The sequence below is a fragment of the Agromyces sp. GQ35 genome, from assembly GCF_059758475.1.
In genome coordinates this window covers 255498-269192 of the sequence record NZ_JCAXEO010000002.1, presented here as the reverse complement: position 1 = coordinate 269192, position 13695 = coordinate 255498, and the positions used below count along the sequence as shown (strand labels likewise).

General features: G+C 66.7%; 15 protein-coding genes. 9 read left to right on the top strand and 6 right to left on the bottom strand.

The genetic code is table 11. The features are described 5' to 3' along the window. The first annotated feature begins 29 nt into the window (after nt 1–29). The 7 genes from AC6CH0_RS13250 to lnt are packed head-to-tail and all read left to right on the top strand — an operon-like array spanning nt 30 to nt 8169. Nucleotides 30–971: an FKBP-type peptidyl-prolyl cis-trans isomerase gene (locus AC6CH0_RS13250; protein WP_498101603.1), complete on the top strand. Its 942-nt coding sequence runs from the start codon at nt 30–32 to the stop codon at nt 969–971. 50 nt (nt 972–1021) lie between these two features. Beyond that, a complete protein-coding gene (locus tag AC6CH0_RS13245; RefSeq protein WP_498101601.1) occupies nt 1022–2050 on the top strand; it encodes a helix-turn-helix transcriptional regulator in 1029 nt (342 codons plus the stop codon). After that, on the top strand, nt 2050–3069 hold the full coding sequence (locus AC6CH0_RS13240) for a helix-turn-helix transcriptional regulator (protein ID WP_498101599.1): 1020 nt from the start codon (nt 2050–2052) through the stop codon (nt 3067–3069). Before AC6CH0_RS13245 ends, AC6CH0_RS13240 begins: the two co-directional genes overlap by 1 nt. Nucleotides 3070–3106: 37 nt before the next feature. Continuing rightward, nucleotides 3107–3325, top strand: a complete 219-nt coding sequence (gene tatA, locus AC6CH0_RS13235) for a twin-arginine translocase TatA/TatE family subunit (RefSeq protein ID WP_498101597.1) — start codon at nt 3107–3109, stop codon at nt 3323–3325. A 50-nt stretch (nt 3326–3375) separates the two neighbouring features. Continuing rightward, nucleotides 3376–4128 (top strand): twin-arginine translocase subunit TatC, encoded by a 753-nt coding sequence (tatC, locus tag AC6CH0_RS13230; protein WP_498102278.1) that lies wholly within the window; start codon nt 3376–3378, stop codon nt 4126–4128. Nucleotides 4129–4140: 12 nt separating this feature from the next. Continuing rightward, nucleotides 4141–6570: a DEAD/DEAH box helicase gene (locus AC6CH0_RS13225; RefSeq protein ID WP_498101595.1), complete on the top strand. Its 2430-nt coding sequence runs from the start codon at nt 4141–4143 to the stop codon at nt 6568–6570. A gap of 30 nt (nt 6571–6600) precedes the next feature. Continuing rightward, complete coding sequence (lnt, locus tag AC6CH0_RS13220) at nt 6601–8169, top strand: apolipoprotein N-acyltransferase (RefSeq protein WP_498101594.1); 1569 nt, start codon at nt 6601–6603, stop codon at nt 8167–8169. Between the two features lie 10 nt (nt 8170–8179). Here the strand turns inward: lnt and AC6CH0_RS13215 are convergent, their stop codons facing one another. Next, on the bottom strand, nt 8180–8632 hold the full coding sequence (locus AC6CH0_RS13215; RefSeq protein WP_498101592.1) for an Lrp/AsnC family transcriptional regulator: 453 nt from the start codon (nt 8630–8632) through the stop codon (nt 8180–8182). Between the two features lie 103 nt (nt 8633–8735). Between AC6CH0_RS13215 and AC6CH0_RS13210 the strand changes: the two genes are divergently transcribed. After that, nucleotides 8736–9380: a LysE family translocator gene (locus tag AC6CH0_RS13210; protein ID WP_498101590.1), complete on the top strand. Its 645-nt coding sequence runs from the start codon at nt 8736–8738 to the stop codon at nt 9378–9380. 85 nt (nt 9381–9465) lie between these two features. Here AC6CH0_RS13210 and AC6CH0_RS13205 read toward each other — a convergent pair whose 3' ends face one another. From AC6CH0_RS13205 to AC6CH0_RS13190, 4 genes are all read right to left on the bottom strand, one after another. Next, nucleotides 9466–9831 (bottom strand): RNA polymerase-binding protein RbpA, encoded by a 366-nt coding sequence (locus AC6CH0_RS13205; protein ID WP_022892121.1) that lies wholly within the window; start codon nt 9829–9831, stop codon nt 9466–9468. A gap of 84 nt (nt 9832–9915) precedes the next feature. Beyond that, nucleotides 9916–10671, bottom strand: coding sequence for a glycerophosphodiester phosphodiesterase family protein (locus tag AC6CH0_RS13200; protein ID WP_498101588.1), 756 nt, complete (start codon nt 10669–10671; stop codon nt 9916–9918). A gap of 17 nt (nt 10672–10688) precedes the next feature. Continuing rightward, complete coding sequence (locus AC6CH0_RS13195; protein ID WP_498101586.1) at nt 10689–11624, bottom strand: SPFH domain-containing protein; 936 nt, start codon at nt 11622–11624, stop codon at nt 10689–10691. After that, nucleotides 11624–12091, bottom strand: coding sequence for an NfeD family protein (locus AC6CH0_RS13190; protein WP_498102276.1), 468 nt, complete (start codon nt 12089–12091; stop codon nt 11624–11626). The genes AC6CH0_RS13195 and AC6CH0_RS13190 overlap by 1 nt, the downstream gene beginning before the upstream one ends. A gap of 142 nt (nt 12092–12233) precedes the next feature. Between AC6CH0_RS13190 and AC6CH0_RS13185 the strand changes: the two genes are divergently transcribed. Next, the gene (locus tag AC6CH0_RS13185) at nt 12234–13007 is read left to right on the top strand and encodes an SDR family oxidoreductase (RefSeq protein WP_498101584.1); all 774 of its coding nucleotides are present in this window, start codon (nt 12234–12236) and stop codon (nt 13005–13007) included. Nucleotides 13008–13076: 69 nt separating this feature from the next. Here AC6CH0_RS13185 and AC6CH0_RS13180 read toward each other — a convergent pair whose 3' ends face one another. Then, nucleotides 13077–13685 (bottom strand): HdeD family acid-resistance protein, encoded by a 609-nt coding sequence (locus AC6CH0_RS13180; RefSeq protein ID WP_498101582.1) that lies wholly within the window; start codon nt 13683–13685, stop codon nt 13077–13079. Nucleotides 13686–13695 lie beyond the last annotated feature (10 nt).

The following is a 13695-nucleotide window of genomic DNA, read 5'->3' as shown; positions in this document are numbered from 1 at the left end:
TCACCGCTCACCCCAAGAATCGAGGATCAGTGCGCTCGTCATTCGCGCTCATCGCCACGGCCGGCATCATCGCCCTGACCCTGTCGGGGTGCGCTTCGGCGCCCGCTCCCGAGGCGTCGACCGGAGACTCCTCCGACGCGATCACGGTGACCGGGGAGTTCGGCAAGAAGCCGAAGATCGAGTTCCCGGCACCGCTGGCGCCGGAGAAGACCCAGTGCACCGAGGTCATCGCCGGCGACGGCGAGCGGCTCGTCGACGGCCAGCAGGCGCTCGTCGGGCTCGCGGTGTTCAACGGCGGCACGGGCGAAGAGGTGCAGGTCACCGGCTTCGGTGATGAGGAGCCGGTTCCGCTCACGGTGTCGGCGGCGACGCTGCCGGGCCTCAGCAAGGGGCTCACGTGCGGCTCGGTCGGTTCGCGAGTCAGCGTCGTGGTGCCCGAGAAAGACGGCTTCGGCCCAGATGGCAATCAGCAGCTCGGCATCGCACCGGGCGACAGCCTGGTCTTCGTGCTCGACATCCGCCGCGCGTTCATGCCGCGCGCTGACGGCGCGGTGCGTCTCAGCCGCGACGGATTCCCTGCAGTGGTGCTCGCGCCCGACGGGCGGCCCGGCATCACCGTACCGAAGGCCGACCCGTTCGAGACTGTCGAGATCGAGACGCTGAAGGAGGGGTCGGGTGAGGTCGTCGAGTCCGGCGCCACGGTCGTCGTGCACTACACCGGCGTGACGTGGGCCGAGGGAGAGGTCTTCGACTCCAGCTGGGAGCAGGGCGCCCCGGCCAACATGGTCGTCGCCGACGGCGAAGACAGCCAGGTCATCCCGGGCTTCGCGAAGGCGATCATCGGCGCGAAGGTCGGATCGCAGGTCGCGGTTGTCATTCCGCCGAGCGAAGGCTACGGAGACCAGGCGAGCGAGAAGATCCCGGCGAATTCGACACTGTTCTTCGTGATCGACATCCTCGGCGTGATCTGAGCCGCTCCGGGCGTCCGTCGCCGTCACCGCGGTTCAGTAAGATCGCACCTGTGGCAAGCGGTGGAGAGGTCAAGGTCGAAGCGAAGATCCCCGTCGAGGATCGCCTCTTCAGCCTGGTGCTCGCGCTGCTCGCCACCGAGACGGGGCTGCTGAAGTCCGAGATCCTGTCGACGGTGCGCGGCTACGCCGAACGGTTCGATCCGGCCGGCCAGAATGCGAATCTCGAGCGGCAGTTCGAGCGCGACAAAGACGACATCCGCGAGCTCGGCATCCCGCTCGAGACGGTCGAGTCGCCCGATCGCCCGGGCGACAACCAGGCGCTGCGCTACCGCATCCCCAAGGGCCAGTACGATCTGCCCGATGAGGTGCGGTTCACGCCCGACGAACTCGCGCTGCTCGGCCTGGCGGCCGAGGTGTGGCGCGAGGCGTCGCTCTCGGCCGACTCGCAGCGCGCACTCACGAAATTGCGCTCACTCGGCATCGAGCCGCGCGAACCCGTGATCGGCTACGCCCCGCGCCTTCGCGTGCGCGACACGGCGTTCGAACCATTGCGGCAAGCACTCGATCGCCGTCAGACGGTGCGCTTCCGCTACTTCAAGCCCGGAGAGGCCGAACCGCGTCGTCGCACAGCTGATCCGCTGGCCGTGGTGCTGCATGACGGTCGGTGGCATCTGCACGCGTACGACCATGACGCGCAGGCATCTCGCACCTTCCTGTTGTCGCGCATCATCGGCGATGTCACATCCGTGCCGGGCTCGAGCTTCGATGCTCCGCCGCTCGGTGTGCAAGACCGCATCATCGCCGAACTGCAAGAGCTCCGACTGAGCAATGTCGCCGACCTCGCGGTCACCGCGGGCAGCGATGCCGAGGTGCGGCTCGGCAAGCGGGCGATCGAGGGCGACGAAGACGCCGGGGTCATCCGCCTGCACTACACCGACGCCGCGGTGTTCGCCGACGAGCTCGCCGCCTATGGACCCGAGGTGCGAGTGCTCTCACCTGCGGCGTTGCAGAGTGCCGTACGCGACCGACTTCGTGCCGTAGCGGCGGCGCACCGCGAGACACGCGAGGGGGAGGCGTGATGGCCAAGCGCTCCAAGCCGCTGAAGGCGCCCGACAAGCTCGTCTTCCTGCTCTCGTTCGTGCCCTACCTCCTCGAGCAGCGCGTCGTCGACGTGGCAGAGGCGGCGGCGCACTTCGGCATGTCCGAAGACGAGATCCGCCACGCCGTTCGGCTCATCGCCACCTCCGGGTTGCCCGGTGAGACCGGCACCTACCAACCCAATGACCTCTTCGACATCGACTGGGACTCGTTCGAAGACGAAGACGTGATCGTCATCGTGCACCATGTCGCGATCGATGATGCACCGCGGCTCTCGGCTCGCGAGGCTGCCGCGCTCATCGCCGGGCTGCAGTACCTCTCGGCGTCGCCCGAGAACGCCGGGCGGGCATCGCTCGCCTCGCTCATGGCCAAGCTCACGGCTGGAGCCTCGGCAGCACCGAGTCGGCTCGCCGTCGCCGAATCCGAGGCGGATGCCTCTCTCGCGATCATTCGCGAGGCGGTGACCGGCGGCCGGCAGCTCGAATTCGAGTACCGGAACGCGCTCGGCGTCGCGGGGCGGCGGCGCGTCGATCCACTGCGCATCCTGTCGCAAGACGCCGACTGGTACCTCCAGGCCTACTGTCACACGCGAGAAGACGTGCGCAACTTCCGGGTCGACCGCATGAGCGAATTGCTGGTCTCCGATGCGCCGATCGGCGACCACTCCGACCGAGTCGTGCCCGATACGCTCTTCCAGAGCTCGGACTCCGATCTCGATGTCGTCGTCGATGTCTCGCCCGCGACCCTCCCGCTCCTCGCCGACTACCTCGCAGACTCGCGCACCGAGACGGTCGGCGATCGCCTCCGGGTGACCCTGCGGCTGGCGCATGTGCACGGCCTCAAGCGCTTGGTCGCAGGGCTTCCGGGCCTCGTGACCGTCGTGGCCCCGGCCGAGGCGAGAAGCGTGGTCGCCGAGTGGGCAACAGCGGGCCTCGCAGGCTACGCTGATCCCGAAACATCCGAAGTCGGTCCGCCACGGGCCGACATCAACGACAGGTAGACTGTCGTCACCCTCACCGACGAACGGACGAACTCCCATGTGGCAAGGCTTCACCGGTTGGCACGCGCTGATCATCCTCGTGGTCATCCTGCTGCTCTTCGGAGCTCCCAAGCTTCCCGCCCTTGCGCGCAGCCTCGGACAGTCGATGAAGATCCTCAAGACCGAGGTGCGCTCCGACAAGAGCGACCCCGACGCCCCGGCTGCCGGCGATGAGACGCCGAAGTCCGACGCTTCGGAATCCGGCAAGAACTCCTGACTCCGGTGACCGCGGTGAAAGATCGCGGCGAGAAGGACCGCGAAAAGCGGATGTCGCTCGGTCAGCATCTGATCGAGCTCCGCAAGCGCCTCTTCATCTCGGCGATCGCGATCGTGGTGGGTGCCGGTCTCGGCTGGTGGCTCACTGACATTTTCGTGTGGGATGCGATCCAAGATCCTGTGCGGCGCGTGGCCGATGCGCAGGGCAGCGACTCTGCCGTGATCTTCCCGACGATCTCGAGCGCGTTCGACCTGCGTCTGCAGGTGGCGTTCACGCTCGGTCTGGTCGTGTCGAGCCCGGTCTGGCTGTACCAGATCTTCGCGTTCCTGGTCCCCGGACTCAACCTGCGTGAGCGTCGCTTCACGTTCGCGTTCTTCGCTTCCGCCATCCCGCTGTTCCTCGCCGGGTGCGCTGCAGGGTGGTTCGTGCTGCCGAACATCGTGAAGCTCATGATGAGCTTCGTGCCAGAGGGCGGGGAGTCGTTCCTCACCGCGAAGGAGTACTACGACTTCGTGCTGAAGCTCGTGGTTGCGATCGGCATCGCCTTCGTGGTGCCGGTCTTCATCGTGCTGCTGAACTTCGCCGGAGTGATCAGCGCCGCGGCGATCATCAAGTCATGGCGGGTGGCGATTCTGGTGATCGTGCTGTTCACGGCGATCGCGACGCCGTCGGCCGACGTCATCTCGATGTTCATGCTCGCGATTCCGATGATCATCCTGTACTTCCTCGCCTGGTTCCTGACACATCTGCATGATCGTCGTGTCGAGCGCCGCAACCTCCGAGAATTCGGGGAGCCTGTCTAGGCTGGAGGGGTGATGAGCCTCTCGCCGGCCGAGCGCTACGCGCATTCTCGCCAGCAGCGCCGCCAGCCGCGTCTCGCCGACTTCGTCGCGGGGCTGCGATTCGACCTCGACCCGTTCCAGCTGGCCTCGTGCGGCGCGCTCGACGAGGGCCGCAGCGTACTCGTCGCCGCGCCGACCGGTGCCGGCAAGACGGTCGTCGCCGAGTTCGCGGTGTTCCTCGCGATGCAGGAGTCCGGAGCGAAGGTCTTCTACACGACCCCCATCAAGGCGCTCTCGAACCAGAAGTACCAGGAGTTCGTCGACACCTGGGGGGCCGACTCGGTGGGACTGCTCACCGGCGACACGAATATCAACTCTGGCGCTCGCATCGTCGTGATGACGACCGAAGTGCTGCGCAACATGCTCTACGCCGATTCACCGCTGCTGGATCGCCTCGCCTACGTCGTGATGGACGAGGTGCACTATCTCGCCGACCGGTTCCGCGGAGCGGTGTGGGAAGAGGTCATCATCCACCTGCCCGAGGCGGTGCGCCTGGTCTCGCTCTCGGCAACCGTGTCCAACGCGGAGGAGTTCGGCGACTGGCTCCAAGCCGTGCGGGGCGACACTGACGTGATCGTCTCCGAAGAGCGTCCGGTGCCCCTCGAGCAGCATGTGATCGTGAAGTCCAAGATGCTCGACCTCTTCGACTCGTCCGGTCAGGCCACCACGAATCGGGTGAACCCTGAGCTGAAGCAACTCGCGCGGGCGGGTGGCCGGTCCATCGCGGGCCGTTCCACGCGCGGGCAGCGGGGCGGTGATCGCGGCCGGTACCACCGGGAAGCACGCGGAAACGGTCGCGCCGACCGGCCAGAGGTCGTGGCGATGCTGCAGGGCAAGAACCTGCTGCCGGCGATCGTGTTCATCTTCTCGCGCGTCGGCTGCGACCAGGCGGTGCGCCAGGTGCTGCGCAGCGGCATCCGCCTCACGGAATCGTCCGAACGATCCGAGATCCGGCAGATCGTGGAGTCGCGCGCGCGCATGCTGCGCGACGAAGACCTCGCAGTGCTCGGATACTGGGAGTGGCTCGAGGGCCTCGAACGCGGGGTCGCCGCGCACCACGCGGGCATGCTGCCGGCGTTCAAGGAGATCGTCGAGGAGCTCTTCCAGCTGAAGCTGCTGAAGGTCGTGTTCGCAACCGAGACGCTCGCGCTCGGCGTCAACATGCCTGCGCGTTCGGTCGTTCTCGAGAAGCTCGAGAAGTTCAACGGCGAGGCGAGGGTGCCGATCACGCCGGGGGAGTACACCCAACTGACCGGGCGGGCAGGGCGCCGTGGCATCGACATCGAAGGGCATTCGGTCATCCAGTGGGTCGACGGGCTCGACCCCGAAGCGGTCGCGTCGCTGGCATCTCGCCGCAGCTATCCGCTGAACTCGAGCTTCCGCCCGACCTACAACATGGCCGTCAACCTCATCGACCAGTTCGGTCGGGAGCGCACGCGGCAGATCCTCGAACTCTCGTTCGCTCAGTTCCAGGCCGACCGTGCGGTCGTCGACCTCGCTCGCACCCTTCGCAAGCAAGAGGAGTCGATGGCGGGCTTCGATGAGGCCATGCGCTGCCATCTCGGCGATTTCGGCGAGTATGCCGCGCTCCGACGCCGTATCGGCGAGATCGAGCGTCAGTCGTCGAAGGGCAATCCGACCCACGGTCAGCGCGAGCGGATGCAGCGCGAACTCACTGCTGCGCGCAAGGCGATGCGGGCCCACCCGTGCCACGGCTGCGCCGAGCGCGAGTCGCACGCACGCTGGGCGGAGCGCTGGTGGCGGCTCAAGCAAGAGCACGAGCAGCTCTCACGCCAGATCCGCACCCGCACGGGCCAGGTCGCCAAGCGTTTCGACCGCGTGACGGAGGTGCTCGAATCGCTCACCTACCTCGAGCGAGACACTGAAGGCACTCTCGTCTCGACGTCGTCAGGACGCATCTTGAAGCGCATCTACGGCGAACGCGACCTGCTGGTCGCGGAGTGCCTTCGCCGCGGCATCTGGGATGGTCTCGACGAAGCAGGGCTCGCTGCGATGGCTGCCGCACTCGTCTACGAGCCGCGTCGCGATGACAGCGGCGTCGATTACCGGCTGCCGCGCGGTCGCTTCCGTGACGCCTTCGAGCGCACGACCGACACGTGGAGCGTACTCGACGACCTCGAGCGCGAGCATCGGCTGCCAGGCAGCGAAGTGCCGTCGCCCGCGCTCGCCTCTGCAATGCACGCGTGGGCTCGGGGTGCCGGACTCGGCACGGTGCTCGCCGATACCGAGCTCGCCGCCGGCGATTTCGTTCGCCTCACGAAACAGGTGGTCGACCTGCTCGACCAGGTCTCGATCGTGGCTGATGCCGAACTCGGTGCGACCGCCCGCGCAGCGATCGACTCCGTCCGGCGCGGTGTGGTGGCCTACGGCACCGTCGCCTGAGACGCACACGCGGTCGCTTAGGCTGATCTGGTGCCCGCGATTGCCGAACGCCCCCTGTTGCCGCTGTGGGGCGCGGTGCTCGCCGCCGCGATCGGAGGGTTCGCCTACGATCTCGGATTTCCCGGTGCCGGCGTCTGGCCCCTGGCCTTTCTCGGCATCGCGCTTGCGCTGGTCAGTCTGATCGGGCGATCCGCCTGGGGCGCAGCTCTCGTCGGGCTCGTCTTCGGTCTCTCGTTCTACCTGCAACAGGTCTCGTGGACCTCGCTCTATCTCGGCCCGATTCCCTGGCTCGCGCTCTCGGTGCTCGAGTCGCTCTTCGTCGCCGGCGGCGGCGTGCTCATCGCGCTCGCGTATCGGTGGCTGTCGCGCCTGACCGACTCGCTATGGATGCGGCTCATCGCGCTTCCCCTGCTCGTGGCCGGACTCTGGTGCGCCCGCGAGGCGGCGACCGGCAGCATTCCGTACGGCGGGTTCCCCTGGGGCCGTGCCGCCCTCAGCCAGTCCGAGAGTCCGTTCGCCGATGTCGTCTCGTGGGTCGGGTCGACCGGACTCGGCTTCCTGATGGTCGCGCTCGTCGCCGGCATCATCGAGTGGGTGCGGGTCGCAGGATGGCGCCGACCTCTCACCGCAGTACCGACCGTTCTCCTGCTCGGCGTGGCGATGCTCGTCCCCGCGGCGCCGACGACGCCGGCAGGCGAGATTCGCGTGGCGAGCGTGCAGGGCAACGGCCCGGCGGGGTACTTCGATGATCGTGAACCCGGCGATGTGCTCGAGTCGCAGCTCGCAGCGACCGCTCCGATCCTCGACGAGACCGGCATCGACGTGCTGCTCTGGCCCGAAGGCGGGTCCGACATCGACCCGACCCGCAGCGAGTCGGTCGCGCGCACCTTCGACCGCCTCGGTGAGACGCTCGATGCGCCGATCGTACTGAACACCGTGACGATGCGAGACGAGTCGTACTTCAACTCCTCGCTGCTGTGGCGCGCCGGCGAGGGTGCAGTCGACGTCTTCGACAAGCGGAACCCCGTTCCCTTCGGCGAGTACATCCCCGATCGCTGGTTCTTCGACGCGATCGCGGGCGACCTCACCGGTCTCATCCAGCGCGGGTACACCCCGGGCACGAATGCCCCGGTGTTCGACCTCGGCAGCGCGGTGACCGGTTTGGCGATCTGCTTCGACGTCATCTACGACGACGTCATGTGGGAGGGTGCCCGCGACGGCGCACAGCTCTACATGCTCCAGACGAACAATGCCGATTTCCGCGGTACCGATGAGAACGAGCAGCAGCTCGCGATTGCACGACTGCGCGCGATCGAAACCGGCCGCTCGGTCGTGAACATCTCGACGGTGGGCACGAGTCAGGTCATCGATCCGAGCGGGCGCACGATCGACTCGCTGCCGGCCTACCGGCCCGGTGCGATGGTGACCGACGTCGAACTTCGCGACGGCCTCACCCCGTCCGTGGTGCTGGCCTCCGCCGTGCCGCTCTTCATCGTCGTGGGCTCACTGGCGGCGCTCACCGGCGTCGGGTTCGTCGCTCGCCATCGTTCGCGTCCGAGCGCAGGCACGATGGGCGCAGGCGACGATACGAACCGATGACGACCGGAGGTCAGATCGGGAGCGGGCGGTCGTCGACGATCGCTTTCATGACGAGGGTCGACTCGACACGTCGCACCCCTGGAAGTGCCGAGAGCCGTTCATCCCAGAGCCGCTCGTAGGCGGGCAGGTCGGGAACAGCGACGCGCAGGAGGTAGTCGGGGTCGCCGAACAGCCTGAGCGCCTGGATCACCTCGGGAATCTCTGCGACGGCCGCGTCGAACGCCGGAATCGTGGATCGATTCGCCTGCTCCATCGTGACGAAGACGAGCGCGCCGAACCCGAGGCCGACCACGGCCGGATCGATGACCGCGCGGTATCCGCTGATCGCTCCCGACGCTTCGAGGGCGTGCAGCCGCCGGTGCGTCGGCGACATGCTGAGCTGGATCCGGGAGGCGAGTTCGGTGAGGCTCAGCCGACCGTTTGCCTGCAGCTCCGCAAGGATTCTCCGATCGATGGCGTCCATAGGGTGGATTCTTCCACAGGAGCAGATGATTGGGGCAAATCTCGGGAGCACCTTTCGGGGGATCTTCCATATGTTCGTCTCCAGACGGAGAGATGGGCGCGAGATGGATACGCAGTTGCTGCTCGCATGCTGGGGCATGATGACGCTCATGGTGCTCGTGCCCGGTCCCGATTGGGCGTACATCATCGCCTCGGGCACGCGCGACCGCACCATCCTGCCCGCACTCTCCGGCATCCTGCTCGGGTACCTGGCTGCAGTGACGGCCGTCGCGCTCGGCGTCGGCGCCGCGCTCGCTGCACTGCCATGGCTCCTGGCCTGCCTCACCTTCGCCGCAGCCGGATACCTCGCGTACCTCGGCGTTCGCGTGCTCAGGCAGCCGTCAGCCGTGGTGGCGGGGGAGGAGCGCGACCCTGCGCGCAGAACCGGTACGCCGCCGTGGTTCCGACTCGTGCAGGGTGCCGGTGTCAGCGGCCTGAATCCCAAAGGGCTGCTGGTACTGATCGTGCTGTTGCCGCAGTTCACCGATTCGGCCGGAGCCTGGCCGTTGCAGTTGCAGTTGGCGGTTCTCGGCCTCATCTTCGTGGGCAGCTGCGCACTGGTCTACGCCGTGGTCGGACTCGGCGCCAGTGTGATGCTGAAGACTCGGCCGACCACGACGACACTGCTGTCACGCATCTCGGGTGGCGCGATGGTGCTGGTTGCCGTCCTGCTCGTCATCGAGCAGTTCGTGCAGTTCGTCGCGCATTGATCGCGAGCGGTGCTCGCTGTCGTCCGCGAGCACAGACGAAAACGGATGCCTCGGCGTCACCGAGGCATCCGTCTGATGAGGCGTTCTACGCGCCGATCTTCTGCTGTCCGCGTCGCGCTCGCAGATAGCTGAGACGCTCTTCGAGCAGTTCCTCGAGCTCGGCTCGGGTGCGGCGCTCGAGCAGCATGTCCCAGTGCGTGCGAGCGACCTTCTCGCCCGAGCGATCGATCTCCACCGGCTTCGAGTCGACGAGCAGCACGGCGGATGCTCCGCAGTGCTTGCACTCCCACGACTCGGGCAGTTCGGCTTCGGTGGAGAACGTCATCACGGTCTCACGACCGCACGTCTCGCAGCGATAGGCGTATTCGGCACGGTCTGCGAACACCACGCCGTCTTCACTCTGCAGGCTCTGTGCGCCGATGCGCATGCCCCGAAGGCTCCTGTCCGCCATGGCGTACTCCTCTCGCTCGTCTACATGTCTAAACGATCAAGCTGGGCATTCCCTTTCCGCGGGCTGAGGTTTACCGGGGAATTCTCAGTTTCGAGCGGCAATCGCCGACAGCGCGACGTCTGCGCGATCGGTCACGAGACCGTCGACTCCGAATTCGAGCAATCGCACCATGTCGGGCGCCTCATTGACGGTCCACACGTGCACCTCTGCGCCGGCCCGGTGCACGGCGGCGACGAATCGTTCGGAGACGATTCGCACCGGTCCGACTCGTTCGGGCACTTGCAGTGCGCGCGCGCCACGGAGCGCTGCGTCCAACCAGCGCGTCGACCCGACGAGCGAGGCGGAACGCGCAGCCACAACGCCCGCGGCTCCGGCGGACGTGGCCGCATCGGGCACCAGGGCGGCGAGGCGCAGCCGGCGCCGTTCCGAGAAGCTCGTCAGCAGTACTCGCGACGCTGCTCGTGCTCGACTCACGGCTGCGGCCGCCGGTTCGACGGCGGGCTCGACCTTCACATCGATGTTGAACCTCGTGTCGGGAAACGCGTCGAGGGCGTCGTCGAGTGAACAGAAACCCTGGCCATATCCGAGATCGATGCGTCGCAGTTCGGCCATCGTGAGGTTCGCCACTTCGATGTCCCGGCCGGCGACACGTTGGAGTGTTGGATCGTGCGCTACGACGGCGATGCCATCGTGCGAGAGGTGAACGTCGGTCTCGACGTAGTCGCACCCGAGCGCGACCGCCTTCGCAAAGGCGAGCAGGGTGTTCTCAGGTGCTTCGAGGGCGAAGCCGCGGTGCGCGAGCACGCGCGGCTTCGCCGGCTCGAAGTAGGCGGATTCCAAGGTGGTGATCCACCGCGTCAGAGTCGCTGGCCTGGCGCTCCCGAGGCGTCCGACGGTCCCGGCGTCGTCGGCGGTGCAGGAGTGAACGCCTTTCCGATGCCCTTGAGCGCCTCAGTGAGTTCGCTTGGCACGATCCAGAGCTTGTTGGATTCGCCCTGGGCGATCTGGGGAAGCATCTGCAGATATTGGTACCCGAGCAGTTTCGGGTCGGGATCGCCCTTGTGGATGGCGTCGAAGACGGTGAGGATCGCTTCGGCCTCGCCCTGTGCGCGGAGCACTGCGGCCTTCGCATCACCCTCGGCTTCGAGGATGGCTGCCTGTCGCGCGCCCTCGGCCGTGAGGATCGCCGACTGTTTCGTGCCCTCCGCCGTGAGGATGAGCGCGCGGCGGTCGCGCTCTGCGCGCATCTGCTTCTCCATCGAGTCCTGGATGGAGTGGGGCGGATCGATCGCCTTCAGCTCGACGCGACCGACGCGGATGCCCCACTTGCCGGTCGCCTCGTCGAGCACGATCCGCAGCTGACCGTTGATGTTGTCACGCGAGGTGAGTGCTTCTTCGAGGTTCAGGCCACCGACGACGTTTCGGAGCGTGGTCGTGGTCAACTGCTCGACCGCGCCGAGATAGTTGGCGATCTCGTACGTCGCCGCTCGCGCGTCGGTCACCTGGAAGTAGACGACGGTGTCGATCGAAACGACGAGGTTGTCTTCTGTGATCACCGGCTGAGGGGGGAAGGAGACGACCGTCTCGCGCATGTCGACGAGCGGACGAAGCCGGTCGATGAATGGCACCAGGATGTTCAATCCGGGGCTGAGCGTCTTGTGGTAGCGACCGAGCCGCTCGACCACACCCGAGTACGCCTGCGGGATGATACGGATCGACTTCGCCAACACGACGATGACGAAGATGACGATCGCAATGGCGATGATCGCCACGACGATGGCGGAAATGTCCATCAAGCCCCAGTGCTCCTCTCAACCGGAACGACGACAGCCGTCGCTCCGTCAATACCGGTCACGAGCACTCGCTCGCCGACCGCGACATCCGCTTGCTCGGTGATCGGAGACAGCCGCGCCGTCCAGACGTCACCGTTCTGCAGCCGCACCTGGCCGCCTGCAGGGGTCACGGTGCGAACGACCTGGCCGTCGGCGCCGATGAGCGCGTCGACGTTGCTTCGCGCTGGATCTCCGCCTCGCCGCAGAATCCGCAGGAGCGACGGCCGAAGTGTCAGGATCAGGGCGATGGCCACGAGCGCGGCGACGATGAACTGCGCCCACCACGGAATGCCGAACAGTCCCGAGAGCAGGCCGGCGACGCTGCCGAGCGCGAGCATCAGGAACGTCATCTCGAGCGTGAAGATCTCGATCGTCGCGAATGCCAGAATCAGCACCAGCCAGACGATCCACGCGTACTGGGTCAGCACATCCAATTCGTTCTCCTTCGCACGCGGCCTATATCGAAACTACCAGTGCGCATGCCCCAGCGGGGGTCGGCCCGGGGGAGTTGATAGTCTCGGTTCGCTTGTTCCGCGCGGACCGAAGTCCGTTCAGCCTGAGGAGTTCACTGTGACCAACCCGCTCGCCCCCGGATCGCTCGACGGCCGCGTCGCCCTCGTGACCGGCTCCTCGCGTGGAATCGGTGCCGACACCGCCCGATACCTTGCGGCCGCCGGCGCATCAGTCGTCGTGAACTACCGCAGCAAGGCTCCGCGTGCCGAGAAGGTCGTCGCCGAGATCACTGCGGCGGGTGGCCGGGCCATCGCGGTCGCCGCAGATCTCACCGATCCGGCATCGGTCGCATCGATGTTCGAGCGCGCGTCGACCGAACTCGGACAGATCGACGTTCTCGTGCTCAACGCGTCGGGAGGCATGGAGACCGGCATGGGGGAGGACTACGCAATGCGGCTGAACCGCGACGCGCAGGTCAACGTGGTCGACGGCGCCGTCCCTCATCTGGCCCCGGGCGCTCGCATCGTCTTCGTCACCAGCCACCAGGCCCACTTCATCCGAACCACGCCGACGATGCCCGAGTACGAGGCGGTCGCCCACTCGAAGCGCGCCGGCGAAGACGCTTTGCGCGCCAAACTGCCCGAGCTCGAGGCGGCCGGCTTCGAGCTCGTCGTCGTCTCGGGCGACATGATCGAGGGCACCATCACGGCGACGCTGCTCGAGCGGGCGAATCCCGGCGCGATCGAGGCGCGCAAGCAGGACGCCGGACGTCTCTTCAATGTCGCCGAGTTCGCGGCTGAGGTTGCGTCGGCCGCCATCGAGCCCGTGCCCGCCGAGAACACCCGCTACGTCGGCGACACCTCCGGGTTCGTGCGTGAGGGCGACGCCTGATCGCAGCCGAGTGAAACGGCGAAAGGCCGGCCGGAGCACGTGCTTCGGCCGGCCTTTCGCGTGAGCCGGTCAGGCCGCGGCCGTGACGCCCCGCCCGAAGGTGAACGCGCGCACGATCTGCACGATGCCCAGCACGATGAGGCTGATGCCGGCGAAGATGAAGAGCACGGCGGCGCCCCACAGCGGCGAGAACAGCACGACGATGCCGGCGACGAGGCTCAGGATTCCGAAGAAGATCGACCAGCCCTTGGAACCGGAGTCACCCGATTGGGCGAGCGCGGCGACGCCCTCCACGATCCAGAGGATTCCGACGAGAACGCCGAGGAAGATGCCGAGGAAGATGGCCGACTCGCTCGGATTGGCCAGCACGATGATGCCGCCGATCACGAAGAGCACACCGACGATGATGTCGAGCGCCCTGGCCCCGCCCGAGATGCCCTTCGAGAAGATGCCGAGGCCGAGATACGCGATACCGGCGATCAGGAAGTAGATTCCGAACAGTACCGTGATCACCACGGCGGAGTCCTTCGGCCAGAACGTGATCAACAGGCCGAAGATGAGCGCGACGGCGCCGCTGATGCCGAGCGTCGCGCGGATGGTGTTGATCGATGACTTCGAGAGAGACGAAGCATCGAGTGAGAAGGACGCGAAGACCCCACTGGGCTGCGGCGTAGACATGATGTTGTCC

Coding starts and splice junctions, on each gene's coding strand:
- AC6CH0_RS13240 (WP_498101599.1), top strand. CDS start 2,050: ATGGCCAAGCGCTCCAAGCCGCTGAAGGCGCCCGACAAGCTCGTCTTC.
- tatA (WP_498101597.1), top strand. CDS start 3,107: ATGTGGCAAGGCTTCACCGGTTGGCACGCGCTGATCATCCTCGTGGTC.
- tatC (WP_498102278.1), top strand. CDS start 3,376: ATGTCGCTCGGTCAGCATCTGATCGAGCTCCGCAAGCGCCTCTTCATC.
- AC6CH0_RS13225 (WP_498101595.1), top strand. CDS start 4,141: ATGAGCCTCTCGCCGGCCGAGCGCTACGCGCATTCTCGCCAGCAGCGC.
- AC6CH0_RS13215 (WP_498101592.1), bottom strand. CDS start 8,632: ATGGACGCCATCGATCGGAGAATCCTTGCGGAGCTGCAGGCAAACGGT.
- AC6CH0_RS13210 (WP_498101590.1), top strand. CDS start 8,736: ATGGATACGCAGTTGCTGCTCGCATGCTGGGGCATGATGACGCTCATG.
- AC6CH0_RS13205 (WP_022892121.1), bottom strand. CDS start 9,831: ATGGCGGACAGGAGCCTTCGGGGCATGCGCATCGGCGCACAGAGCCTG.
- AC6CH0_RS13195 (WP_498101586.1), bottom strand. CDS start 11,624: ATGGACATTTCCGCCATCGTCGTGGCGATCATCGCCATTGCGATCGTC.
- AC6CH0_RS13180 (WP_498101582.1), bottom strand. CDS start 13,685: ATGTCTACGCCGCAGCCCAGTGGGGTCTTCGCGTCCTTCTCACTCGAT.